Genomic DNA, 24,863 nt, shown 5'->3' with positions numbered 1-24,863 from the left:
CTGTCTAACTGTCCACAGCAGACCTCCTTTTCCGTTCACTTTCTGTTTTCTGCCGCCTGTGAACTCTGGCGGCGCAGTCCGGGCAGTATTTTCCCCGGTTGGATTTGGGGACGAACACGCCGCCGCAGACCGCACAGCGTTTCAAGTCCCTGCCCCGGTAAATCTCCGCTTCCAGCGTCCCGGCAAGCGGCAAGACCGCCCACCGAAACCATTTACAGCAGACCGAGAAAGAAACCATCTGCGGACAGGCGCAGGCGTCCCCATCGTCAAGGGCAATACAGTTGCCGTCCTCACAGTTACAGCACTCCCGCCGTATCAGGGCATTGGCCTGTTTCCTCTGCGCTGGTGTCATGCGGTAGGGTGTGCCGTCCGGCTTGCGCTCTAATGGCGGCAGGCGTTTATATGGATTTTCTATCATGTGTCCCTCCGTCTGTTCTCCGTTGCCGTTCTCCCCGAAAAAGCTTCCTGCCCCATTCCTGCGGCGTGTTCCGGCGTTGGCACGCTCCCCACAGCTTCGGGTCATTGTGGCCCGAAGCCACCTATGGACACTTTGTCCAGAAGTCGGCTCTCTGCGTGCTTCCCCCGCCGGATATTCCTTTTCGGACGGTCATTCTGTTTTCAAGGTGCCGTCCATCGATGAACTAACCTAAGTCTACACCTAAATGACCGCCCGTCCCGTATATCCAAGAGGTAGGAAATCCGCCCGAAAAACTCTCTATTTCCACGCTCTCGGAATTGTGGTAGAATGGAAAAAACAGAACGGTAAATTGGAATTATTGAGGAGAAGAAAGAATGGAAGATAAAAAGATATTACTTGATAATATTGACAAAATTCATACAACTGAAATGGGAGTTGATAGAATTAAAAGAAATCTAAAAATAGATACAGTAGATGTTGTTGAGTATTGCAAAAATAAGGTGTTAGATAAAAATTGCAACATATACAAACAAGGAAAAAATTGGTATGTGAAGTTGAAAATATCAAAATCACTATCAATTCATATAGTTATACAATTATCACAGCACATATTGTTAAGTAAATCCCAGTTTATAGTACGAGGAGGGGGGACATGGAACTATCTATACAAGAACGTCTGAAAGACCTGCGTGTGGAGCGCGGCCTGACGCTGGAACAGCTTGCGGAACAGACCCATCTTTCCAAGTCTGCGCTGGGAAGTTATGAAGCGGACGACTTCAAGGACATCAGCCATTATGCCCTTATCAAGCTGGCGAAGTTTTACGGCGTGACCGCTGACTACCTGTTGGGGCTGTCCGAAACAAAAAATCACCCAAACACCGATCTTGCAGACCTGCGTTTGAGTGATAATATGATTGCGCTATTGAAAAGCAAGCTGGTAGATAATTCCCTCTTGTGCGAGTTGGCAACACACCCGGATTTTCCCCGGCTTATGGCCGACCTTGAAATCTATGTAAAAGGCATAGCAACCAAACAGGTACAGAGCGCAAACGCCATTGTGGACGCTGTGAGCGCAAGAATTATGAAACAGCACAATCCCGGCTTGACTGACCCGCAGTTACGGCAGCTTATCGCCGCCCATATTGACGATGACAGCTTTTGCCGCTATGTGATACAGCAGGACATAAACAAGATAGCTCTTGACCTGCGGGAAACACATAAGGACGATTTTTTCAGCGTCCCGGAGGACAACCCACTGGAAGATTTTTTGCAGACTGCCGAGGAAACTGCCAGCCCAGACAGCGACCCGGAGCAAGCGGCTTTGGCGTTTATCTGTAAGCGCCTCAAATTGAATTTGAAGAAGCTGTCCGAGGAAGAAAAGAAGTGGCTGAAAAAGATTGCACAGAAGTCGGACTTGCTGAAAAATCCAACCCCACAGCGGGGGAGAAAGTAAGAGAGCGACAAATTGGAAGTTGTGGAGATGATAGAATGGAATTTAACAAACTAATACCAGAATTAACAGTTAAAGATATAAAAAGAACGAGGGAATTTTACCTTAATATATTACAATTTAAAATTGAATATGAACGAGTAGAAGATAAGTTCATGTTTCTATCATTTGAAGATTCACAGTTTATGTTTGAAGAATTACGAGATGATGGCTGGAATGTTGCTGAAATGGCATATCCTTTTGGTAGAGGAGTTAATTTTTCTATTGAAGTAAATGATATTGATAAAGTATATCAACAGCTTATTCGCTCTCAATATCCGTTGTTTAGAGAAATGATGTTGAATAAATACGAATCTAATGGAGAACTTATTGAACAAAAAGAGTTTTTAGTGCAAGATCCAGATGGTTATTTATTAAGATTTACACACGAATAATACAAATTCTAATTTATCGAGGAGATAGCAAAACCAGCCGAGCCAGTCAACGGTCAAGATGAACGGCGCATTTCATGCGCCGCCGTTGACAGTCCCGCCCGTCTTTGCTGATGGGCAATCAAGGCGGGAAAGCCCTAAAATGGCTTCCCCGCCCATTTCAATCTTTAGAAAAGAAACGCTCCAAAATCAGAAAGAAAGCGGCCAAGCACTTTGAGGGATTGGCCGCCTTGTCCACCCATTCAGTGGGACGGTGGGCGGCGGTCAAGGCCGGGTGTAAACCCGTTCATTTCAGCCTTGACGGTTGCCCGCTGTCCTGCTACTTTTCCGGGAGTGTGGCCACAACTTCGGGACACTTTGTCCACAAGTCGGAGCGTAGGACGAGGGACGGGGGCTTTCATATACGCCCTGTCTGCTGATGAAACAAGTCCTGCGCTTGCGGCTTCACGCCACACAATCACAGCCCTGTTTTCCTGCCGTTTCAAATGCCCTTGCCCTCCCCGGCGGCAACGGCATTTTCACAACAACGCCGACAGAGCGTATAACACACTACACTTTGCAAGCAAAGTCGTGTGCCAAAGGGACACCCTTTGGAAACCCCGGACAACAAAACAGGCTGAATATCTCGCACTTCCCCGGTGCTTGATATTCAGCCTTTATTTGTTGTCAGCAGCCCCCGTTTCGTGGTCTGCGTGTAGTTCCTTGTAAACTGACCTAATCTCCAGATAAACACTAATCTCCATGATTGTTACCATTGAAGGAATACATTTGCGACGATCTTCGGGCATACCGAATAAGATTTGCATTGGCAGTTGAAGACGGCTCATGTTACCTATTGCAATTCTGACTATTTGGAAATATACTTGTAAGTATCAAATTATTTCACTTTATGGGAGGAAATTATTATGGCAAGACCCAAGGGAAGCAAGAATAAGGCTCGTACTGTAAAGGCCAGCGTTGATTATGTAGCAGTCATTGCAGAAAAGGCCGCAAAAAAAGAGAAAATCGAATCTGAGGTTGCTACGTTGACTGCAAATCTCGATGATCTGAAGACGCAGCTGAAAGCCAAGAAAGCAGAATTGAAAGCCGCCACCAAGGAACTTGCCAAAGCCGAAAACAAAAAAGCTGCCGCCGAAGCAAAAGCAGCAGAAGAAGCAAAGAAGGGCGAAGCAGAAGATGTGCTGAAGAAGCTGCTTGCCAGCGGTATGACGGCTGAAGAAATCCTTGCAAAGCTCCAGTAATGCAATATGATGAACTGGACAAGCTGCTGAAGTAAAGGAAGGGGCTGTTGCACAAGGATAAAACCGGTGTAACAGCCTCTTTTTCATTCATGCTGCAATTTTTTTAGCTTTTCAAACGTATCTAAATTAAAGTGGCATATCATCTTCCTATTTCACAAATCCTTGCCGTTTTCAGACAGGAGGTTGCTTTTATGAAAGTATCTGCCGACTATCGTATGCTCGCTCTCGATGCCCTGCGCGGAAAATGGAAAACTGCTGTTTTGACAGGTATTGCCGCCAGTGCGCTCGGTGCTACCATTGTGAGCAGTTCCAACAGTGCCGTATCCAATTCCAATCAGGCAAAGGACATCCATTTTGAACTGTTCTCCCAGCCCAACGGCGGTCGGCTGCTTGCTGTTCTGCTTGCCGGCATTGTTCTGTGGGCAGTCCTCCAACTGATCGTGGGCGGTGCAGTTCAACTGGGATATGCTCATTTTAATCTGAACCTTGTAGATGGAAATGATGCTGCCATCTCGGACTTGTTCTCTCAGAAAGACCGTCTGTGGGATGGCTTCTGCATGAAATTCCTGCAGGGTCTGTACATCGCCCTCTGGTCGCTGCTGTTGGTGATTCCGGGAATCGTGAAAACATACAGCTATGCGATGACACCTTACATCATGTCCGAGCATCCTTCGCTGACCGCAAATGAAGCGATCACAGAATCCCGGCGGATCATGAATGGCAACAAATGGCGGCTGTTCTGTCTGGATTTCAGCTTCATTGGCTGGGAGCTGCTCTGTTCGGTGCCACTGTATGCCGAGGGTTTTCTGGTTCTCAAATATTTCACCGGTTCAGAGGCTCTGGCGATTTCTCTTGTTCTTCTGCTGACAATTCCATTGAGCATTGGCTTCTTTTTTGTACGCCCCTATGAGGAAGCTGCATGGGCTACTTTCTACCGCGATATTACCGCAGCACCTACCGAACCGGATGAAGCATATTGACTTTTATATTAAAATTATCGTTGTAGTTCCCTTCATCGGCTATGACTCTAAATGGCCGGATCAGAGTAAACATAGATTGAAAAAGCTGATCCAAAACGCAAACGATTCTATTGTTATTTCACATTCTGCGGATGTTTCCAGTTATAAAAAAAGAAATTATTATATGGTCGATCATGCAGAGTACCTTATCGGTGTGTTTGATAATCAGAAAAAGCTGCGCTCAGGTACAGCACAGACAGTCAACTATGCCTTGCATCAGGGAAAAGTAATCACTCTGATCCATCCAGACACTATGGAGATAACAGCCCCTGCGCCTTAACAAATTCACAAAAATTTTTCATTAGCATTTCCAACAAAATATTTTCATTGAAGGGGTGCTGTGATATAATAAGATATAAAACTACGCTCAGAACAAATGGTGCCGCTATGAACAAATATATTGGACAGCAATTTGCTGCTTTAAGATACGAAAAAATTATTTTGGTTGTTGAAGAAACTACATCTGCTGGTGGATGCGGCTCCTTCAACGCGGCTTCTTCATGCCCTGCGTCAGCCTGTCTTTATGACAGTGCGGCGTGGGGCTTTTTTATTGTCTGAAAAGAGGTGATCAAGCATGAGTTTGCCAAAACGCGACGGCATAAATGACCGCTACTATCTGATTCATAAACCGGACACTTCACCAGAGGTGCTGGCGGAGGTGGATCTCTGCATTCGGGATATGCTGAACGGCACTGCCCGTGAAAATCACTCTGCCTACCCGACCGTGGTGCGAAATCACAACGGGACACCGTTTCTTCCCGATCAACTGCTGGAGCGGTATTTGACCGGACTGCTGCTGAAGAAATTTCCCTGTGAGGATGCTGTTTCCGTCTGCGATGCCATGCGGCGGCTGGTTGGCTGGGAAGAGATCCGCTATACATTGGAGAAGTACATAGAAAAGCAGTTGCAGGAGCGATTCTTCCTTGTGGGAGAGCGGGACGATGGCTTTACAGTCTTTCCGCCATGCACGGTGTTGCCTGAATTGCGCCCGGAGGATGTGGACGAAGGTCTGCTGCACTTTGCCTGCTATGTGGCGGTCTGCTGCACGATGTATGGACAGAGTTTTGAATCCCTTACCACCGAACATATCCTCGGCCTGGTTTCCCAGCTTCGCCCGGATCTGGTAAAGCAGCTGAAAACAGCCGGCAGCGGCAAATTACCAAAGGACATCCAGCGCCGTAAGACGGAGCATTTCACCGCATCAGCCAACGATGCGTTTGCCACCATCCGCATCACGGCTAAGGCCGCCACCGAAGAGTGCTATGCGGAAATCTTGGACTACCTGTGTGCGGTGCTTTCTCAGGAGGAATTTCCCCGCAGTTACTCGGTGGAGTTCCGTGGAAAGGAAAAACTCTATCTGCCCATTCCTGGTCTTCCTAAAAAGGGAGTCAATCAGCTCTTTGCCTGCGCTGTGCAGTACCCCAGTCTGCATCCAGCTATGGAGCGATATGCTCGTCTGGCTATGCGGGAGTTTGAGTGGTACCAAAACCTCGCGGATGAAGCCTGTGCAATGCCCGGCACCTTTGCTGTGTTCGCCCTGGGACTGGAGGGAGAACGATGGGCACCGCTGGTAACGGAGTATCTGGATTTCTGCGACGACGAGCACTCCTCACTGCAAGGAAAATTTCTTCATGCCTTGATCCGGAAGTTTGGTTTTCAACCATGGACGCTGGGGGTATTGGTGCGGGGCGCATTGTCTATGCAGTGGTTGGAGCCAGCCAAGGAATTTCGCAGCCTGATTGCCAATGCGGAAAGCCTGGATGCGCTGCTGACAGTCAAGCGCCGCTTTTCCGCTTATCTCCTGCCGGAAGAAAACAAAGACCCGAAATTCCGGGCCATCGCTTGGCAGAGCCTGCTCTGGGCCATCTGGGGAAAGAATTCCGAAAATGGTGGTAGCAAGGTCATCAAGACAGCACCGAAGGAACTGAAAGAGAAATATCAGCAGGTATTTGCGTGAGGAGGAAGTAGAATGAACAGCGAACAGATCACAGCATTTTTGCAAGAGCATTGGTACATTACCTCGGTGCTCATCGGGGCCGTGATTTTAATTGGGGCGATCCGCAACTGGAACTGGCTCTGCGACCCCACTGGTACGCGGGATGCCCACCGCCACAGCAGAGGATACCGGCGTGTGGTGTTCTTCCTGCTGGGCGTCCTCCTGATCGTGGTGAGCATCTGGGGATTTGTACTGAAATTGAAATAGGAGGAGCAATCCCATGACCCAAGAAGAACAGATCCGATTCTATCGGCTGATGGAAAAACTCAACTGGTTTTTCCACCAAGAGATGCACTACCTGAATAGAGATATTGCGGAAAAGACCGCACGGGAGTGTTACCCGGAGATTCGGGATTTTACATACGATATTTTGTGGAATGACCTGCCCAGAGAGGTGCAGGAGCAGCTCATGGACGAGGAGGAATCCCTATGAGTACGCTGATTTGCTCTTTTGATGGTCTGCACGACAACAGAGTCCTGCGCTACTACGCTGACTTTGAAGCCCACATCCTGCACATGGATACCCAGACCGAGGCCGGAGAGAAAGTATCCGTTCACTTTACTGGCTTGCTGGCCCACTGGTTTGAAAATGTGGTCCAGGACAACATCCTCTTTGGCATGGACGAGATCACCGTGGACGGTTTTTTTGAACAGTATAAAGACCTGCTGGACGGTACCATCACTTACGGCTTTCCCGCCTGTTGCGGCATCGAGGAACTGCGGGAGCGCATGGATCGGGAGCACATCCGGGTATTTGTCATTGATTCTTCCCTTGGGCTGTGCGGATTTGTATTGGCTCAGGAGGTGAAACTGCAATGTCCATAACTGCCTATAAAGTGGAAGCCGTCGGTCATGACCGAACCGGCGAAGATTATGGCTATGTAAATATCATGTACCGCTATGGCAACAAGCAGTCCTGTCCTCGGCCGGATCAGTGCGAAAAGATGGAAGTCATGTGGGCGGATGAGAGCGTCTATGGGCCGCCTGCTCCTGGCAGCAAGGTGGGCGACTTTATACAGACATGGCTGATGGGCTCCTGGGACTGCGGTGTATTTACCCACCGGGAGATTGCCCAGCGGCTCATGGATACCTTCACCGGTCTGAAGTTCAAGGAACTGGCGTGGTTTGAGAACCCCAGAGAAAAGACGCTGAAAAACGGCAAGCCCCGTGTGCGCCGGGCCAAGTGGCTGCCGGACCGGGAGGTAGATCTGGTGTACCTCTACTCCGACTACTATATTGACGCAAGAGAACCTACTTCTGCCCAAACCGACTTTTTCACCGTTACAAGGATGGATGCCTGGGGCATGAGCACCTGGTTTATGTGTACCCCACAGGCCGCTGAAAAGCTGATTGCCATGGATTACGATAATCTGGCTATCCAGGAAACCACCATTGTGGGATAAGAGGAGAATGCGGCATGATTGGAACAAATGAAAACCGGGCGGTGCTTCATGTGGAGGTCATCTTCTGGAGCGGCAAGCGAAAAACGCCCCCCAGCCTGGTCAGCGGAAAGTATTGTCCCCATTTTGTGGTTATTGGAACTACGGAATATCTGGGTGTATGCTTTCTGGACGGAACCGAGTGTATATTTGATACACCGGCTTTTGGAAATGCCCAGCCTCTCTATCCAGATACCATTGACTACGCCTCGCTGGAAAACAATGCGGAATTTTTGATCTATGAGGGAGCCAATGCCGTTGGCAAAGGCCGGGTGCTGGGCCGGACCGTTCCCTATCAAGTGAAACAACAACGAAAGTAGGTGTCTTATGTACCAAATTGCATATATTGGCCGCTGGGAGACCCTCCCGGAACCGGCTGCCGCCATCTGTGACCATGACACTTCCAAGCTGGAGGCGCTGCTCCAAGGCGGTCTGGATTTAGATGTTCCCATCCAGCTCAGCGAATACATCAAGCTGATGCCATTGGAGATTGCGGTTTTTCGGAATGATGTGCCCATGATCCACTTCCTGCTGGAGCATGGAGCTGATCCCAGTCTGGCAGAGGAACAGCCCCTGCTGCTCACCGCCGCCCGCTGTTGTGGGCCGGAGGTGGTGGCACTCTTTGCTGAGCAGGCCGCAAAACTCAGCTCGAAGCAGAAAGAGCGGGCCTTCCAGGAAGTACGCTGGGGACAGCGAGCGGAGAATATCCAGGTGCTGGAGCAAGCCGGGATCACAGTGGAGAAGTTTGGCGGCGAGGCATTCCGGGCCGCTGTGTCTGAGGGCAATACCAAACTTGCCCAGCTGCTTCTGGAAAAAGGGGCAGACATCAATTACCACAAGCCGGACATGGTGTTTCCGAACGCCTCTACCGCTGTCACCGAAGCGGCTCGGCATAAGAATCTCCCCATGGTGCGCTGGCTCATTGAGCAAGGAGCCGACATCACCATTGCTGACAAATACGGTGACCGGCCTTACACCGTGGCGGTGCAGAACAAAAATCAGGAGCTGGCCGACTACTTAAAAGCCCTGGAACCGGAGGAATGGCACAACGAACAGGAAAAAGTCCGGCAGCTCATGCCCTACAAGCTGCCTGCCAAGCTGGTGGAATACTTGAAGACCGGCCCCTTGCGGCTGGAATTTCCAGAGCGGGAACTGGTGAAGTGGGCGGAGCTCTACTCCTTCATGGATGTACAGGAGATGACCTGGAAACGGAAGAAGCTGCTCTCCCTCATGGTGCAGATGGACAACTACAGCGACTATCTGCTGCTGTGGAGCCCCAGGGACAAAAAGCTGTGGTATCTGGACATAGAGCATGAGGAATTCCACCCTCTGGCCAAATGGGATGACTTCATCGCAGATCCCGGCCGGTATCTGAACGGGATGATCGAGGGCGAGTTTGAGAAATGAGGAGAATGATCTATGTTCGAAGAATTCTATGAGATGTATGAGACCGAGGAGCAGGAAGTGGTCGCTCTGATCAATCGCTGCATTGGGGGCGGATTTAACTGGAAAGGTAACTTTTGGGAAATGACCGTTGTGACGCTGGGCATAGTGTCCTGTGACACCGGCAAGGTCAGCACCAAAGAGGAGCGACTGGATTGGCCGGTCACCGACGAGGAGCGTCACAGTGACAAGGGCTGGGGACGCTTTCAAAACGAGCAGATCTGCCGCCTGAAGATTCGCCGGATGAAAGAAGAATGGGCAAAGGATCTGGTGGTGCAGCCCTGGTGTATCTCCCAGGTGGTCAAGGCCCACGAGGACTGCCCGGAACTCCAGGCCGTTCTGGAGGAATACCACAAGCCGGTGGTGATCCAGGACCAGGTGCTGGGAGAACTGACACTGGACAAGGACTATGATACCTTCGAGGGCGAAATCCAGTGGTGCGGAAAGGATGTGAGCCTTTCTCTGGAGGTCAATGCCGAAAGCAAGCCCTCCTGGACCCGCGCCCGCAGCGCCGCCAAAAAGCTGCTGGCCGACTGTGACACCTGGGATAAGGCCATGCGGGAGCTTGCAGCCAAGAACCTGACCGAGCTGGCCAACAACTGGCTCTCCCAAGATGAGGAAAACCCCCGCAATCCGGAAACCGACCCCATCACAGAGGAAGAACTTGCCCGACGAATCAGCATGACGAGCCTGTCCGTCACCTCCGGCGGCAGCTTCACAGCCTGGTTTGACTGCGATGAGATGTTCACCGACCATGCGGTGACTGTCTACGGCTCCTTGAAAAAGGGTCTCAAAACTGCCAACATTGAGGGGTAAGGAGGATAACATTATGAAACTGAACTGTAAACGCATTGATTTTACATATATACCCGGCGAGGAAATCTTCAACTTTCCCGAGGAATCGGGACTACCCTTTATCTTCGATGTAGAGGAAGAACTGACCGGCGATCCTGCTGTCATGGATGCGGTGGGAGAAATGCTGGATGAGGCGGAGAAATTGGCGGAGAAGGCCAAAGCCGCCATCAAAGCGGCGCTGGCAGACGAGGACAGCCGCTACCATAGCGTTGTGACATTTTTCATGGAGTTCCATCGGGACGATGTAGGCCCGGATATTGTGGCGGAACTTTTTCCGGGAACCGACCCAGCCAAACTGTCCTTTGCTGAGATGGTTGACTTTTTGAAGCTCAAGCGGTTCGGCAGTCTGGTGGATAGCGAGATGAACCAGCAAGTTTTCATTCTGGATCTGTCCTTTAACCCGGAGATTACCGACGAACTGATGGTAATCTACTTTGATTTGAACAAGGAGATTTTCTGTATCACCCATGAGAGCTGAGCGTGACTGACATACACGAGGAAAGGAGCAATCCCTATGAAAGCATTTGACCCCAATTATAAACTGCTGGACGAGATGTATCAGGACGATTACTATCCTGCTTCTCTGGTGGACAAGGTCAAGGACGAGCTTCAGAAGGTCATCGACCTGCTGGAGAACGGCGAAACCGACCCCGAAGTGGTACAGGAAACGCTGGACGAGGCGGTCTGCGGCATCAATGATCTCCAGGAGGAGTTTGACGAGAACGACAGCGAGATCGAAACGGTGGCACGGGAATGCATTGCGGCAACTGTGGCCTACATTCTGGAGTGGTTCAACATTCCCATCGACACCGAGGAGGCTATCCGGGAACGGGACTGGTGAGCCCTATGACAGAAAAAGAACTGGCCGTTTGTGATGAGTGCGGCAGCCTGTTTTTCAAAGGCTCCTCACAGATGATGGGGCTGTGCCCGGAATGTGCCCATATTCTCTATGGCTACCCGAATTGTGACCATCATTTTCAGGATGGCCGGTGTGTGAACTGCTATTGGGATGGCTCAAAGAGTATGTACATCAAGAAACAAAATCAACAGGAGGAAACTGATATGCCTACAACTGAATGGCTGAACAAATACGAAGCAATCAAGAACAAACTGACCTGTAAAGATGACTTGGAGGCCCATTTCACAGAGAAAGTGATTGGGAACATGGCGGTGGATGTACTGGACATCGGTGCCGTCCATTTCCCCACCGGGCAGATCTTCGCCTGCGATCCGCTGGTGGAGCTGGAGGACACTCTGCCGTTTATGCAGACCATCCCCGCCGGGACTTACCCCGTAAAGATCTGTGTGGTGCCCAGCGAACAATACGGCGACCGCTATGCCTGCGTCAAGGTGGAGGTTTCTCAGGAAAAGCCTGTCCGCTATGAGCTGGGCATGGTGGGCAACGAGGATCTGGACGAGGAATTGGGCGAGGACGAGTATTTTGGCTTTGGCGTAGACGCTGGAATGGGCTGTGTTGCGGACATCCAGACCCAGGCGGCCTTCAAGACCTACTGGGCCAAGCGGCTGGAGGAGGACCCGGACATCGACCCCTACAACGGCCTGTTCTGCGATCTCCTGGAGGAAAACGCCAAAGCCCACCCCAAATATCAGGGAGACTGCGGCGACTGGCTCAACTGGACGGTGCCGGACACGGACTGCAATCTGCCCATCTTTGCCTCTGGCTGGGGTGACGGTTACTATCCCGTCTACTTCGGCTATGACGCAAAGGGCGAAGTCTGCGCCGTGTATGTGCGCTTCATCGACATTGAAGCCAGTTACAAAGAGCAGGAATAAGGAGGCGCGCTATGGAATTACCAAAACGGGCGCGGACAGTGAACTGGGAGAGCGGTGTCCTGACCTTAGACGGAGAAAAGCAGTTTGAAGTCCCGGAACTGACCGTAGAGATCATGGAGCAGCTGGCCGGTTACACCCTGGTGGGCTTCCATGTGAAAAGCTATCCGGTGACGGATGAACTGCTTGCCCCTTTTGCCGGACATAAAAGCATGGCCAACTTCGGCGTGGAGGACGGTGCGCTCACTGACGCCTGTTTCCCCGTTTTTTCCGCTATGCCCAAGCTGCGTTATCTGCTGCTGGACGGTAACGCCGCCATCCACGGCAGCAGTCTGTCCGCTCTGCAAGGCTGCAAGCTGGACCTTCTGACGCTCAACCGTACCGGGCTGGATGATGCCGGTCTGCTCCAGGCGGCCTCCATCCCCAAGCTCTCCCACATCCAGATCGACCATACCGCCGTTACCTATGAGGGCCTGCTGGCCATCGCTGGCAACAACCGCATCGAGCCAGTGGCCCATGTGCAATTCACCCAGGAGCAGATGGAACACTTCTTCCAGCTCCAGCGGGAAAAGGCCAAAAAGCCCGTCCAGCTGGATGAGCAGGCGGCGGCGGAATGCCGCAGGGTGCTGTCCGCTTTCTTTGCCGAGATGACGCAGTGGGAGCAGTACATGGAGCAGGCCGGGTTTGAAGGTGCTGAGGCAGTGCCCCGTCTGCTGACGATCTGGGAGAAATATGTGAGCGAAAAGCCCCGTCCGGGCTATCGACCTCTGGGCCTCTCATACAGCGCCCAGGGCACCTACAACGGGGAAGAATTCCTTGACGCAGAGCAGATCACCAAAAACAAGCTCTACATCTACACCAGGGAGAAAAACACCGGCTTTGACCGCCGCTTTCTTATGAAGCGTGTGGGCGAAGGCTGGAAGATTGATGCGGTGCAGGAGCGGCTGAACGGCTGGCAGCGCACGGAAGTGTGAGGCATCACATGGCTTGGGAATATGAAACCTTTGGCCCGGACGGTCAATGCAAATTGTTCGGTGTGAACATCTTTGACTACGACTGGCAAACCACCGGCAAGCGGGTAAAAATCAAAGACCCCATCTATCACCAAGACCATACCTTCGAGGTCTGGCAGGTAGAGATTGATGGGCAGATCCACCGCTTTGCTGCTGGAGAGTTCTCCAACTGCGTATGGGGATTTTATTTAGAGAAAGACGGATGAAAGGAGTGTGTGGGCGCATGAGCCGAATCGTCGATAAACCCTACTTTACATACAGTGCATACAACGCCCTGACCTCCGGCATTCAGGTGAAATGCCCCAAGTGCCACGGCGCGGGTGTGGTGACAGCGGATGAGGATAACGCCTATTTCCGCTGTTTGAGTTGCGGCCATCAGGAGACCCGCGACCGGACGATCTACCGCTATGATGTCCATAACCAGTGCAAAAACTGCGGCAGATACTATCGGGTGGATATTGAAGATGAGGCAAAGCAGCAGTTTTCCGTTCTCCATGTGGCCTGTCCCTATTGTGGAACAACCATGTCAGGAGAAGTTCATAAAACAGCGGAGGCGTTTTCATATATTGGCGAAATCAGGGATGGGCGAGAACCTTATTTCAGGTTGGAACTATGGTTTTTGACCTCCTTCCAGGGTAAGTCGGTCTGGGCACTCAACCGGGAACATCTTGCCTATTTGATCGGCTATCTCAGCGCCGACCTGCGGGAAAAGCCGCCGGGAAGAGCGAAAATGACCCAGGCTGACCATCTCCCCACCTTCATGAAAACCGCAAAGAACCGGGAGCGGATCGTGAAGCTGCTGAGGCAAATGCAGGAGAAATGAGGATGGAACAGAAAGTAATTTACAACGGCCAAATTCTTACGCTGACTCACTTTTGGGCAACGGGAGAACCCTGCCTGTGGATTACCGACCCGCAGCAGATCGGGATGCCCAAAATGGAGTTTGTGGGCGGATACCCAAATGAATACTGCATTTTCCTGAAGAATCTGACGGAAACAGAACTGTCACAGATCACATCTCTGGACGGCGCTCCACTGGATGTAAAAGAAGAACGAAACGACATCGAATGAGGAGAACACTATGAAAGACCTTTGCCAATACGGAAACCGACCGGAGGACGAATGGGAAATCTTGCCCTGGATACCCGATCCGCGTCCGCCCTTCAAAATCTGGGTAAAGCCGGAGCAGATCGCGCCATTCTTTCTCATTCCCCACCACCCCTATGCCATCTCCCTTCTGCTGAAGATCAGTGACGGGTTCCGGACAGAAGAATTCTGCCGGCTGGGACTGACCGGCAGCAGCGGAGACTGGGAACGGCTGGTCCGGGGCGTGATCCGGGAGTTTGAGAAAAATAACAGCGGCATGGATCTGTTTCACTTCGACTCCGACGAGGATGTGTTCTGCGTCTATTCCCAATACATCGACGATTTGATGATGCTGGCCAAAATGATCCGGGCGGCCTGTGCTGATGAAAAAACGATGCGGACTTATCTTGGCAAGACCGAGTACATCAAGCTCTTTTGGGAGGGCGCACCGGAGGGAGAACCACCGGTCATCCTCTATGAAGTGGATACCGAAAATGAGCGGCTGGCCCTCCGCTCCATCGACATCTTTGCGAATGGCCGCACCCGTAACATCCCTGACCTTTACGACGGCGCCATCGAGATCACGCCGATCCCCACCGTGGAGGAATTGAACGCCCATGTCTGGGGCGAGGAATTCCACGCCTGCATCATAGAGCAGGCGGAATTTGAGGCCATCTGGGAAAGCCGATTTTATAGCGGAGCGTTTTGAAAAGCGAGGAATGACAATGGTTGAAATCAATCGCGTCTGGCTCAATGTGGATACAGACACCAACAAAATCACACTATTCGGCCGCCCCCGTGTATCCATCCATGTGGATGAGTACATTTGGAGTTTGATAGAGGAACATATCGTGAAGCCCCATAAGCTCATGCGCAGCGAAAAGCATAAGTATCTGCTGAAAATTGCCTTTGGCCGATTTGATCCGGTGCGGCACCAATATTATCCGCTTTCCCCGTATAATGGGCCGCTTCTGGAAGGCGTCAAGCCGGACAGCGCAAACGGATGGTATCCCCGTGAGAATTTTGCAGACACTGAGGATCGCACCACCTGGTTCTCTCCTGATAAAATCTGGACAAACTGCGGCAACAAAGTTCTGGATGTCAATGTTGACGCTGCCAATGTAAGCGAGAGCATCACCCCCAGAGAATACGCAGACTTGCTGTTCGATGGAATCGGGGCAGCATTGGTATTCAACTTCAAAAGGCTCAAGTGCGAGGAGTTTGATGGGCTGAAACCCAAGATTGACTGGAGCGTGGTAGAAAGTTTCCCCTTCCCTGCATCCTTTGAGGAGCAGCAGTACATTGGGGACGAGGGCAAAATTCATGTGTATTCCTGGGATGGCCGACAGGAAACAACCCTTGTAGGTCCTTATTCCGTGCGGGAATTGTATCTGGAACATTTCGGAGAATAGTGAGGTGAGCACATGGCAAAGGGCATTCGTGAACGCCTGCTGGAGCAGGTAGGAAAATTTCATCAGTGGCAGGAAATCACTTATCCCGGAAAAACCACCGAGGAGATCGGCGGTGCATGGGAGGTCGATTACCCTGCGTGGAATGATATATTTGATGCCTTTTGCCATGTGTTGACCCAAATGGATGCAGAAATGGCAGACAGCATTCTGCTGGATGAGATGGTCTATTTAATTGCCAGAGCCAACGAAGCGGAGGGATTTATACAGGAAACCACTTCCCATCCCAAATGGTTTGAGTGCCTCTGCCGCAGGGCCGCAGCCTCCAATGAGAGTGAGGCCAAGTGGCAGTTTGCCGCCTATCTGCCGGAATGCTCATGTAGTCAGGAAGTCAGGGATATAATTCTAGATTTCGCAAAGGACCCCAATGAATATGTGAGCCGGCGGGCGCTTTTGGCGATGCCCGCTCTGCGTCCTGACTGTGTGGAACAGTTCGCTCCGCTGTTCTGGGAGCGCAACTGTTACTCTCCTGAACTTCAGGAATACCAGCGGATCGCCGTTCTGGTCTCACTGGACGCCATCCATTCCGACCTGCTTCCACAATACTTGGAACGGGCCAAGCAGGATGGTCGGAGCTATCTGCTGGAACACGCAAAACGAATCGAAGGAGAACTTACTATGAACGAAAAACTGTCTCGTCCCCAATTCAATCAAATGGATACAACCGAGAAGCAGGCGCTGATGGAAAGCCTGGCTGCTCGTTATGATATGACCTTTCTCGGTCTACATACCTTTGACCGCTGGGGCCAGAACTGCACCACCGGCATCTTCAAGAAAGATGGCCGGGAGTTCGTCTTTGTCCCCGGCGATACCGTCACCCTGGGCTGGGAGCAGTTTGCCGTGGGACTGAATCAGGAGAGCCGGGAGGAATTAGAGTATCTGTTCCGGGAATGGGAAATGGAACCGCAGAACCCGGAGGAGATGATCCGGGAAAGTATGGCTCCCGTTCGGCAGGCGGCCATTGGCCCCATGCTGGTGGGCCGGGAGCTGGAGGAACTCTGCTGGGAGCCAGTCAAGATGGACGATCCCAGGCTGACCGCCCACCCTGACTGGCTGAAGGAATTTCGTGATTTTGCCTGGAGTGACAGCAGCAGTCTTACCTTGCATCAGTCGGCCCGCATTGAGCGGACGGAAAAGGGCTTTCAGATCTGCATCTATAACCGCACAGACTACGATGCGCTTCTTGCCGGGCTGGAAAAGCAGGGGCTTTCGCTGCCTACGGCGGACGAGTGGTCCTACCTGTGTGGCGGCGGGTGTCGGACCCTGTTCCCGTGGGGAGATGGGTTAGACTACTCCATGCGTCTGCGCTGGTTTGAGGACATGGATGAGGATGAGAACCGGCCCTATGACATGGAGGAACCCAACTTCTTCGGCCTGTCCATCGCCTACGATCCCTATATGCGGGAAGTGGTGCAGGCTGATAGACTTACCACCTGTGGCGGCGATGGCGGATGCAATATCTGCGGTGGGCTGGGCCCATTTCTCGGTTTCCTACCCTGTTCGCCCCACTGTAAGCCGGAAGTGCAGGAGGACAATGAACTAAACGGAGATTATGACTTTTATCGGCCTATCATTCGGCTGGAGAACCATGATTGACAATAGAAGCTTGATACAAAATAAAGAAAGAGAGGTGCCGACATGGGAGCATGGGGCATAAAAGCATTAGAGCGTGACGAAGGGCTGGATGTACTGGACATCCTCAAAAATGAATATGTACCGGAGCATCCGGTAATGGATCTGGGCGAGATGATCGAACTGATGAAAGAGGAAGTCATGCTGGGAGCTGACTTCTCACAAATCGACTTCCTCTTTGACAATACTGCGATGGCTCTGGCGGAGCTGTATTTCCAATGGAAGGATAATGGCAAGCTGGACTACGATTATGAAGAAGCTATATGGGATAAAGTCACCGGTTTCACAGCATCCAAAGAAGCCCTTGCTTTCCTGCTGCGGCAGCTCACCGACATCAAAAACGAGGTGCCGGACGAGGACGGCATCCGTGAGATTGTGGATCTTTGGAAGAACGAGGACAGCGGTGAGATCGCTCCTGTGTGGTCAGAGCATTTGGACTGGCTCATCAAGCGGCTGATCTCGGAACAGGAGGCATGACGCATGTATATCAAAAAATACTGGGGCAACTTTATCGGAGGCTCGGACGACAGCCTGAACCTTATGGCATTTTTGGAGGATCAGAAACAAGAGGAGATCCCCCTCAGCGAGATTTTCGCCAAGATTGGTCTGGACAAGCAGAACTGGGACTTCCGCCAGACCGTGGAGTATCTGGAGTTCACCCATTCGGACGGCGTGGAGATGGACTTCCACTTCGCCATTGATGTGGTCACCGACCTGGCCGCCATCCTGCTGGAGTGCAGCGTCAGTGGCAGTGTAAACCTTCAGGATCTGGACGAGTACAACACCCCCGCCCGCCGTATCCGCATCACTGCTACGCCGGAGGAGCACGAGGCCATGGACAAGGCCCTGGCGGACTTTGTCCATGCCCCGCTGGAATACGACATCAGCGAGATGATGGGCGAGGATGAGATCACGGATATGGCTTCTCAGGTGGAGATGCTGCGGAAGGAGCTGTACGAAGCCTCTGGCCGCAACCGGAACTACCATGTAAAGGCGGAAGATGTAAAAGATCTGCTCCCCGACTGGGAGGGTGCCGATGGCTGTATCGCCACCAACCGCATCACAGTGGAGGGCTGCAAGGTTGGCTACTGCTACAGGGAGAAGCCGGACGGCGGCTGGGACAGTGGCTGGCGCTTCACCGCTGGTGACGAGAGCGAGGCGTACATGGACGACCCCAACAACGCCGGGATTTACAAGCTGAACACAATTTGCAACGACGATCCCGACATCATTCCTCTGCTGAACACCCCCGCCCCCTGCGCCTTTGAGCGGGATGAGAACGGAGTGTTCCAGCAGATCAAAAACTGGAAACCGGATGAGGACGAGGAGGACCCTGATATGGACATTTTGAAGCAGTGCCAGAAGTGGCATGAGGAGGACAAACACCTGAAAATCGTTGACGCGCTGGAGGCCATCCCCGCCGAGGAGCGTACCCCGGAAATTGATATGGAGCTGGCCCGCGCCTACAACAATCTGGCGGACCCCAGCGAGCCGGAGGGAAGGAAGCTGCTTCACCAGGCACTGGAACTGATGCAGTCCCATGAGGAGGAACTGGGAGATACTTATTCCTGGAATTTCCGTATGGGGTATGCCTATTATTATCTGGATCAGGAGGGCCGCGCTCTGCGGCATTTTGAAAAAGCTCTGGAACTGCATCCCGGTGATGATCCGAAGCTCAACACCCGACAGGACATGGAGGAACTAATTGACTCGTGCAAGAAGGGTATTTCTCTGCCTCAGTTCTCGGAGTGCTTCCGGGAAAGGACAGAGGACTGGTGGGAAACCTTTGCCGAGATGGAAGCAGAGCTGCGCCAGATGATGGACGAGGACAAAGACCATACCCGCGGCGCAGAACTCGTGGCCCAAATGCAGGAAACCCTGAATCTGGTTTTTGATGAAATCTCCTTCGAGATGGGCTTCAACGGCGAGAAGTACGAGCTGATCCTCACTCCGGAGGGTGACAAGGTCAAGCTGTTTGAGCTGGTCTACTTCCAGAAACACGCCTCCAAGGAGGTGCTGGAGCACTGGAACATCCTTGTGGGCCGTCAGCCCCTCCCGAACATCGGCCTGCGTACCGAGGACGGATGGAATATCTCTGGGGATGATGTGCAGATCTGGCTGGAGGAACAGGGTGAAAACAGCTTCGCCATCTCCGCTTACTGTGAAAAGCTGCTGCCTAAGCTTCAAGAGGAAGAAGGCCGGGCCTGGTGGATGCTCACTACCCTCACCGACCAAGTGCTGGGCGAGATCTCCCACATGAGATACATAGACAGCTTTGATGTGCTGGAGGAACCCAAGGCAGAGCCGTCCTTCCTCCTGTCCCAGCTGCCCGACAAACTGCGGGAGCAGGGCCTGGAGCTCTCCACCGACCCGGAAGCCTATCTGGAGAGCTACCTTGGTTACAAAATGGAACCCAAACAGGACCCGGACGCCGATTGGCGGCTGGATGTAATGGCCGGTTCCACCTGCTGTGTGCCGCTCATCAACGGCTATCTGAATGCCGACAATGATTTTATGGACGATCTCCATGCCGACGGCGCGGTGGCGGGCTTCTTCTGCTATCCCCTGGATACCCTGCGGGAGGAGGAAGGCAGTCAGAAAATTTTCGACTTCCGGGACAAACTGGAGGAAGTGCTCACCGGCGGGGATGGTTCGGAAGTGCTCACTCTCACCGGCGGGGCTACCGGCCTCTACTGTGGCTATGTGGACTTCATCGCCTGGGACATCCAAGAGGCGCTGAACATGGCGAAAGAGTTCTTTGAAGGCACGGACATCCCATGGGCCATCTTCCACACCTTCCGCCGTGAAGCCGGTTCTGTACCCCTAAAGCAACAAGATGATGGGACAGAAACTGAGAATCAGGATGACGAGTTGGACGAAACGCTGACGGGCATGGACTATATTCCTTACACCCAACAGAACGCCGAAGCATTCTTCGCTCAGCTGGAGCAGTGGAACGACGAAGACGAGTACACCCGCTGTATCCAGGCACTGAATGCCATCCCGGAGGACTGGAGGAACTATCGCACCGCCTACGCCTTGGCACGGGCGCTAGAAAACTACGCCATTATCGGGGACCATGACGAGGGCACCCCTCGCTATAAGGGAGACAAGGCCCTGTGCCGCGCCATCGAGGTGCTGGAGTCCGTCCGGGAGGAAGGCCAGGACAAGGCGGAGTGGAATATGCGGATGGCCTATGGCTATCAGTATCTCTACGGCCAGGAGGAAAAGGCCATTCCCTACGCTCAGCGGTGGGCAGAGTTGGACCCGGAGGATGAAAATGCCCCGGCAGTAATTCGGGAGTGTAAGGCGGAGATTCGGAAACGCCAGCGCAGCCGGAAGAAGAAGGCCAAATTCGTGCCCGGTGATACTCCATTTGAGGGCTTCGACCTCACCAACTTCTGGGATGATAATTGGTATGCACTGAAAGAATTTGTCAGTGAGCCGCCTTCCGATGAGCTGATCGCCAGCGTAGAGGAGGAACTGGGCTACAAACTGCCCGCCGCCTACATCTGGCTGATGAAGCAGCACAACGGCGGCATTCCGGTGAACACCTGCTATCCCTGCGATGAACCTACCTGCTGGGCAGATGACCATGTGGCCATCACCGGCATTTTCGGCATCGGACGAGAAAAGAGCTGCTCCCTCTGCGGAGAGCTGGGCAGCCAGTTTATGATCGATGAGTGGGAGTATCCTGCCATCGGTGTGGCCATCTGTGACTGTCCAAGCGCCGGACACGATATGATTTTCCTGGACTACCGAGCTTGCGGTCCCCAGGGAGAGCCTGCGGTAGTCCATGTGGATCAGGAAAATGATTACAAGATCACCCATCTGGCAGATAGCTTTGAGGAATTTATCCGTGGACTGGAGCATGAATCCCTCTATGATCCGGATGAAGATGTAGAGGATCTTGAGGATGACGCCGACGAGGAGGGAACCGACCATAAGGGTTCCTTTGCCGGGTCTGTGCTCCTCTCCAAAGCGGAATGGGACAAGGAGCAGTTGATCCGGAATCTACGGGAAGAATGGGGCATCGTAGATGAGGAGCCGGATGAGGGCGACGAAGATGATGAGAACAGCGATGACGCTGTGGTAATGCGGGTCGGCGGCATGATGCTGATCGTGACACTCTTCCACGGTCACATCCCGGACAATGAAGCGGAGATCAACGCCGAAAACAACTATATGTGGCCAGAGGCCGTAGAGGTGGCCAAAGCGCACAAGGCCCATATCGTGGTGGCTGTATTGGGCGAGGAGGAAAAACTGCTGGAACGGGGTAAGCTGTTCACTAAGGCGATGGCAGTGTGCTGCAAGCAGAAATATGCCACCGGTGTCTACACCAGCGGCGTGGTATTTGAGCCTCGTTTCTATGAGGGCCTTGCCGATATGCTCAAAGAGGACGAACTGCCCATCTTCAACTGGGTTTGGTTCGGCCTGTACCGGAGCGAGGGGGGCCTAAACGGCTACACCTACGGCATGGATGTGTTTGGCAAGGAGGAAATGGAGGTGTTGAACACCGACGCTGAGCCGGAGGAACTGCGGGACTTTTTGGCCAGCCTTGCCTCCTATGTGCTGGCGTGTGATGTGACACTGCAAGACGGCGAGACCATCGGTTTTTCTGCGGACGATAAGCACACCATCACCCGCAGCCCCGGCGTCTCCCTGCCGGAGGAACAGATGACCCTGAAGATCGGTTACGAGCCTATAAAGGGAGATCCGGAGGATGACAGCTGCGACCACTCAGACAATGATGACACGCAGGATGAGGAAGAATTCAGTAATCCCGAAGTCTACACCGAGGAGGAGATGGAAGCCGTCGAGGGGCACATTGAGCAGTATTTCGGCAAGTTCGAGAATGTGTTCCATGAGCTGGTTTCTCCCGACATCCATGTGGACATCTGCGTGGTGCCGCCCTCTGAGGAGCGGGACTACTGCACCCTGGTCACCATGGGCATGGGCGCTCACCGGATGAATGTGCCGGAGGAACTGGCGGAATATAAGCTGGAGCGGGCGGAGCTGGCCATTGCCCTGCCTGCGGACTGGAAGCTGGATCAGGAGTCCATGAAAGACGAAAAGTGGTACTGGCCCATCCGCCTGCTGAAATCCTTGGCCCGCCTTCCCATTGCCAGCGATACCTGGCTGGGCTTCGGCCATACCATGGACAATGAGGAGGATTTTGCAAAGGACACAAAGCTGTGCGCCGCCATTCTGACTGGTCCCCAGGATACCGAAGATGGCAGCGAGGTCTGCATCCTGCCGAGTGGCGAGGAGGTCAACTTCTATCAGGTGATTCCTCTCTACCGGGATGAATTGGAATATAAGCTGGCCCATGACGCGGACGCCCTGCTGGGCAAAATGAACGGCATCAGCTTTGTGGTGGAGCCTGATCGTCAGGATGCTATCACCCGTGGCACCCTTTCCAATGATGATTTTGACGGTGAGATGGACGATGCCTCCTATCATATCGAGAGCATTGAGGAGAAGGAACTGCCAATTGACCCCATCAACGCTTATAACCACATGGCCATCTACCTGCGCTGGTGCATGGAGCACGACCTGATGGGTGAGGACTTCCTGAAAGAATACAGCGAAGTGGCCAAACAGGTCAAAGCCGACCCTGCCAATGTGGATCTGAGGGAGTTTATCCGGGATGAGCTGGACGGCTGTCTGTTCTCTGTGCTGTTCAATCAGCAAGGCCGTGCCTTTGCAGGCTATTACTACGGAGAGGGCGACAGCCCCTACTATCCTGCCGACATTGATGACTATGCCCTGAAATATTTTGGTCCGTCCCGATACCACTCCAATGAATTTCAACAGGAGGCATACTTATTCATCCCATTTGATGAGAAATACTATCAGACCATGGCTCAAGTGATTGAGGAACGCTTTGAAAACTGGCAGGGACAGGACTTCGACGAGGACACGCTGGAGCCTTCCGAAGTGGCTCATGCCATCATGGAGTATCTGGACTGCGAGTGTACCTATTTCCCATCCATGGCAGATGATGACCCCATCATGTCGGCATACAGCTACGCCCAGCGGCTGGGGGTACGGGAGGGCTTTGTTCCCGTGCTCATCAAGGCGGATGATGAAACGCTGTTGGAGTGTCTGGTGATGAACGCCGATCCGGAGCACAATGCGGACTTCTACGAATTTGACCTCAAAACAGTAGAGGAGTATCGAAAGAAGATGCTCTCCGCTCCCATCAAGGACGGAAAGGCGGTTCTGGAGGAATTGACCGGCCAGCGCAAGGAAGAAGCCGAGGACGATGACATGGACTGGGAGGCGGAAGTCCTGGGCGAGATGGAGGGCGGCTATGACAATGACCGCTTCTCCTGCTATTGGGATTCGGATAGCCACATGACCTATCCGCTCATTCTGGCCAAAATTCCGGTCAAGAACCCCTGGGAGATCTTCGCCTATCTGCCCTTTGGAAATTGGAATGAGTGCCCCGACACGCCGGACCTGATGGCAGTGGCGAAATACTGGTTCGAGCAGCATGGTGCCATCCCTGCCGCCATGAGCCACGATGAATTGGAGTTTGAACTTCCGACTCCGATCTCCAAGGAAAGAGCTATGGAAGTGGCTGTGGAGCAATATGGCTTCTGCCCAGATCTGGATCAGAATGAGGATGGAAGCATTGGCTCCTTGGCAGATGTCCTGTGGCAGTCCACTGTCTGGTATTTCTGGTGGGATTGATGGGAGGTGCGACCAATGACAGAATATCAGAAAACCTATATCGAACTAAAAAAACAGTTTGTTGCGACCAATGAAGGTCCAGACAATGTCCGCGCTCTATATACCTTCAAGGAAGAACTTGAGCAGAGTGAGGATCAGCAGGCCAAGGAAGTGCTGGTGGATGTATATGACCTGCTGGACTTTAAGAAGGACGCCTACGAACTGCTCTGCCAAATCGGAAATCGTTCCGATAAAAAGACCCTCAAGCGGCTGGGCACGCTGAAGGACTATGCGGAAAACTGGGGCAATCATTATGCCCTCCCCAAGCCCAAAACGCCGGAGGAAAAGCAGAAAGAGAAGGAACGGCAGGCCCAGCTGGGCCTGCCCGCCTTCCGGTATCACCCAAACCCTCTGGAAACTGGGGCTTTTGAGGAATCCGCAGACGGCGTTGTCTGCGACTGCTGTGGCAAGACGACCCATATTTTCTATACAGCCCCTTTTTACGCCGTGGAGGATATTGCATATCTGTGCCCAGAGTGCATCGCCAGCGGCGAAGCAGCCCGGAAATATGACGGTAGTTTTCAAGATGATTTCTCTGTGGATGATGGTGTAGACGATCCGGAGAAGCTGGACGAGCTGATCCACCGCACCCCCGGCTACTCCGGCTGGCAGCAGGAATACTGGCGCGCCCACTGCGGCGACTACTGCGCCTACCTGGGCCATGTGGGTGCCAGAGAACTGCGGGCCCTGGGTGTGCTGGAGGAGGTGCTGGACGACCCCATGTGGGACGAGGAGCAGAAGGGAATGATCCGGGAATCCGTCAATGGCGGGCATCTGCAATGCTATCTGTTCCAGTGCCTCCACTGCGGAAAACACCTGGTCTGGATGGATTTTGATTGAGG

The 24,863-nt window shown here is 52.7% G+C and carries 29 protein-coding genes and 1 pseudogene; 29 read left to right on the top strand and 1 reads right to left on the bottom strand.

All coding sequences use genetic code 11. The annotated features are described in order from the left end of the window. Nucleotides 1-4 precede the first annotated feature (4 nt). Nucleotides 5-418, bottom strand: coding sequence for a cysteine-rich VLP domain-containing protein (locus MTP36_RS03750; RefSeq protein WP_083493473.1), 414 nt, complete (start codon nucleotides 416-418; stop codon nucleotides 5-7). Between the two features lie 374 nt (nucleotides 419-792). Here MTP36_RS03750 and MTP36_RS03745 point away from each other — a divergent pair. From MTP36_RS03745 to MTP36_RS03600, 29 genes and pseudogenes are all read left to right on the top strand, one after another. Further along, a pseudogene (locus tag MTP36_RS03745) lies at nucleotides 793-1,040 on the top strand (DUF3781 domain-containing protein). 30 nt (nucleotides 1,041-1,070) lie between these two features. Next, nucleotides 1,071-1,871 carry a helix-turn-helix domain-containing protein gene (locus MTP36_RS03740; RefSeq protein WP_025486249.1) on the top strand — a complete coding sequence of 267 codons (801 nt, stop codon included), beginning with the start codon at nucleotides 1,071-1,073 and terminating at the stop codon, nucleotides 1,869-1,871. After that, nucleotides 1,802-2,302 carry a bleomycin resistance protein gene (locus MTP36_RS03735; RefSeq protein WP_330576282.1) on the top strand — a complete coding sequence of 167 codons (501 nt, stop codon included), beginning with the start codon at nucleotides 1,802-1,804 and terminating at the stop codon, nucleotides 2,300-2,302. The genes MTP36_RS03740 and MTP36_RS03735 overlap by 70 nt, the downstream gene beginning before the upstream one ends. Nucleotides 2,303-2,360: 58 nt before the next feature. After that, a complete protein-coding gene (locus MTP36_RS03730; RefSeq protein WP_249253650.1) occupies nucleotides 2,361-2,516 on the top strand; it encodes a hypothetical protein in 156 nt (51 codons plus the stop codon). Between the two features lie 688 nt (nucleotides 2,517-3,204). Further along, nucleotides 3,205-3,540 (top strand): hypothetical protein, encoded by a 336-nt coding sequence (locus MTP36_RS03725; RefSeq protein ID WP_015565819.1) that lies wholly within the window; start codon nucleotides 3,205-3,207, stop codon nucleotides 3,538-3,540. Between the two features lie 191 nt (nucleotides 3,541-3,731). Continuing rightward, complete coding sequence (locus tag MTP36_RS03720; RefSeq protein WP_117476743.1) at nucleotides 3,732-4,520, top strand: DUF975 family protein; 789 nt, start codon at nucleotides 3,732-3,734, stop codon at nucleotides 4,518-4,520. Next, nucleotides 4,507-4,839 (top strand): SLOG family protein, encoded by a 333-nt coding sequence (locus MTP36_RS03715; RefSeq protein WP_015565821.1) that lies wholly within the window; start codon nucleotides 4,507-4,509, stop codon nucleotides 4,837-4,839. Before MTP36_RS03720 ends, MTP36_RS03715 begins: the two co-directional genes overlap by 14 nt. A 107-nt stretch (nucleotides 4,840-4,946) precedes the next feature. Then, a complete protein-coding gene (locus tag MTP36_RS03710) occupies nucleotides 4,947-5,117 on the top strand; it encodes a hypothetical protein (protein WP_249253648.1) in 171 nt (56 codons plus the stop codon). Nucleotides 5,118-5,133: 16 nt separating this feature from the next. Next, a complete protein-coding gene (locus MTP36_RS03705; RefSeq protein WP_249253646.1) occupies nucleotides 5,134-6,516 on the top strand; it encodes a DUF6138 family protein in 1,383 nt (460 codons plus the stop codon). Between the two features lie 12 nt (nucleotides 6,517-6,528). Beyond that, nucleotides 6,529-6,762 carry a cytochrome D ubiquinol oxidase subunit II gene (locus MTP36_RS03700; RefSeq protein WP_154042057.1) on the top strand — a complete coding sequence of 78 codons (234 nt, stop codon included), beginning with the start codon at nucleotides 6,529-6,531 and terminating at the stop codon, nucleotides 6,760-6,762. Between the two features lie 13 nt (nucleotides 6,763-6,775). Next, a complete protein-coding gene (locus tag MTP36_RS03695; RefSeq protein WP_249253644.1) occupies nucleotides 6,776-6,988 on the top strand; it encodes a hypothetical protein in 213 nt (70 codons plus the stop codon). Next, nucleotides 6,985-7,380 (top strand): hypothetical protein, encoded by a 396-nt coding sequence (locus MTP36_RS03690; RefSeq protein ID WP_249253642.1) that lies wholly within the window; start codon nucleotides 6,985-6,987, stop codon nucleotides 7,378-7,380. Before MTP36_RS03695 ends, MTP36_RS03690 begins: the two co-directional genes overlap by 4 nt. Next, nucleotides 7,371-7,958, top strand: coding sequence for a hypothetical protein (locus tag MTP36_RS03685; RefSeq protein WP_249253640.1), 588 nt, complete (start codon nucleotides 7,371-7,373; stop codon nucleotides 7,956-7,958). The genes MTP36_RS03690 and MTP36_RS03685 overlap by 10 nt, the downstream gene beginning before the upstream one ends. Before the next feature lie 14 nt (nucleotides 7,959-7,972). Continuing rightward, nucleotides 7,973-8,314 (top strand): hypothetical protein, encoded by a 342-nt coding sequence (locus tag MTP36_RS03680; RefSeq protein WP_249253638.1) that lies wholly within the window; start codon nucleotides 7,973-7,975, stop codon nucleotides 8,312-8,314. A gap of 7 nt (nucleotides 8,315-8,321) precedes the next feature. Next, the gene (locus tag MTP36_RS03675) at nucleotides 8,322-9,401 is read left to right on the top strand and encodes an ankyrin repeat domain-containing protein (RefSeq protein ID WP_249253636.1); all 1,080 of its coding nucleotides are present in this window, start codon (nucleotides 8,322-8,324) and stop codon (nucleotides 9,399-9,401) included. Between the two features lie 12 nt (nucleotides 9,402-9,413). Then, on the top strand, nucleotides 9,414-10,253 hold the full coding sequence (locus MTP36_RS03670; RefSeq protein ID WP_249253635.1) for a DUF2262 domain-containing protein: 840 nt from the start codon (nucleotides 9,414-9,416) through the stop codon (nucleotides 10,251-10,253). 13 nt (nucleotides 10,254-10,266) lie between these two features. Continuing rightward, a complete protein-coding gene (locus MTP36_RS03665) occupies nucleotides 10,267-10,770 on the top strand; it encodes a DUF2004 domain-containing protein (protein WP_249253633.1) in 504 nt (167 codons plus the stop codon). Nucleotides 10,771-10,806: 36 nt separating this feature from the next. Next, on the top strand, nucleotides 10,807-11,133 hold the full coding sequence (locus MTP36_RS03660; protein WP_006877302.1) for a DUF5713 family protein: 327 nt from the start codon (nucleotides 10,807-10,809) through the stop codon (nucleotides 11,131-11,133). Nucleotides 11,134-11,354: 221 nt separating this feature from the next. Then, complete coding sequence (locus MTP36_RS03655) at nucleotides 11,355-12,086, top strand: DUF4241 domain-containing protein (RefSeq protein WP_442900248.1); 732 nt, start codon at nucleotides 11,355-11,357, stop codon at nucleotides 12,084-12,086. A gap of 11 nt (nucleotides 12,087-12,097) precedes the next feature. After that, a complete protein-coding gene (locus MTP36_RS03650; RefSeq protein WP_097775147.1) occupies nucleotides 12,098-13,057 on the top strand; it encodes an NTF2 fold immunity protein in 960 nt (319 codons plus the stop codon). An 8-nt stretch (nucleotides 13,058-13,065) separates the two neighbouring features. Next, on the top strand, nucleotides 13,066-13,302 hold the full coding sequence (locus MTP36_RS03645) for a hypothetical protein (RefSeq protein ID WP_002576922.1): 237 nt from the start codon (nucleotides 13,066-13,068) through the stop codon (nucleotides 13,300-13,302). A gap of 17 nt (nucleotides 13,303-13,319) precedes the next feature. Then, nucleotides 13,320-13,919, top strand: a complete 600-nt coding sequence (locus MTP36_RS03640) for a hypothetical protein (RefSeq protein WP_050005806.1) — start codon at nucleotides 13,320-13,322, stop codon at nucleotides 13,917-13,919. Between the two features lie 2 nt (nucleotides 13,920-13,921). Further along, nucleotides 13,922-14,167, top strand: coding sequence for a hypothetical protein (locus tag MTP36_RS03635; protein WP_173015261.1), 246 nt, complete (start codon nucleotides 13,922-13,924; stop codon nucleotides 14,165-14,167). Between the two features lie 10 nt (nucleotides 14,168-14,177). Further along, nucleotides 14,178-14,891: an immunity 51 family protein gene (locus MTP36_RS16045; protein WP_050005804.1), complete on the top strand. Its 714-nt coding sequence runs from the start codon at nucleotides 14,178-14,180 to the stop codon at nucleotides 14,889-14,891. A gap of 10 nt (nucleotides 14,892-14,901) precedes the next feature. After that, nucleotides 14,902-15,594, top strand: a complete 693-nt coding sequence (locus tag MTP36_RS03620) for a hypothetical protein (protein WP_008982539.1) — start codon at nucleotides 14,902-14,904, stop codon at nucleotides 15,592-15,594. Between the two features lie 675 nt (nucleotides 15,595-16,269). After that, nucleotides 16,270-17,247 (top strand): hypothetical protein, encoded by a 978-nt coding sequence (locus tag MTP36_RS16040; RefSeq protein WP_442900284.1) that lies wholly within the window; start codon nucleotides 16,270-16,272, stop codon nucleotides 17,245-17,247. Nucleotides 17,248-17,289: 42 nt separating this feature from the next. Then, nucleotides 17,290-17,760, top strand: a complete 471-nt coding sequence (locus MTP36_RS03610; RefSeq protein WP_006059608.1) for a DUF4259 domain-containing protein — start codon at nucleotides 17,290-17,292, stop codon at nucleotides 17,758-17,760. A gap of 3 nt (nucleotides 17,761-17,763) precedes the next feature. Next, nucleotides 17,764-23,982 carry an immunity protein Imm33 domain-containing protein gene (locus tag MTP36_RS03605; protein WP_249253627.1) on the top strand — a complete coding sequence of 2,073 codons (6,219 nt, stop codon included), beginning with the start codon at nucleotides 17,764-17,766 and terminating at the stop codon, nucleotides 23,980-23,982. 15 nt (nucleotides 23,983-23,997) lie between these two features. Further along, nucleotides 23,998-24,861 (top strand): CbrC family protein, encoded by an 864-nt coding sequence (locus tag MTP36_RS03600; RefSeq protein WP_249253625.1) that lies wholly within the window; start codon nucleotides 23,998-24,000, stop codon nucleotides 24,859-24,861. Nucleotides 24,862-24,863: the final 2 nt, after the last annotated feature.

Origin of the sequence: Faecalibacterium sp. I4-1-79 (assembly GCF_023347235.1) — a bacterium.
In the GTDB taxonomy this organism is placed as follows: domain Bacteria; phylum Bacillota; class Clostridia; order Oscillospirales; family Ruminococcaceae; genus Faecalibacterium; species Faecalibacterium tardum.
This window is presented reverse-complemented; position numbering and strand designations above follow the sequence as displayed.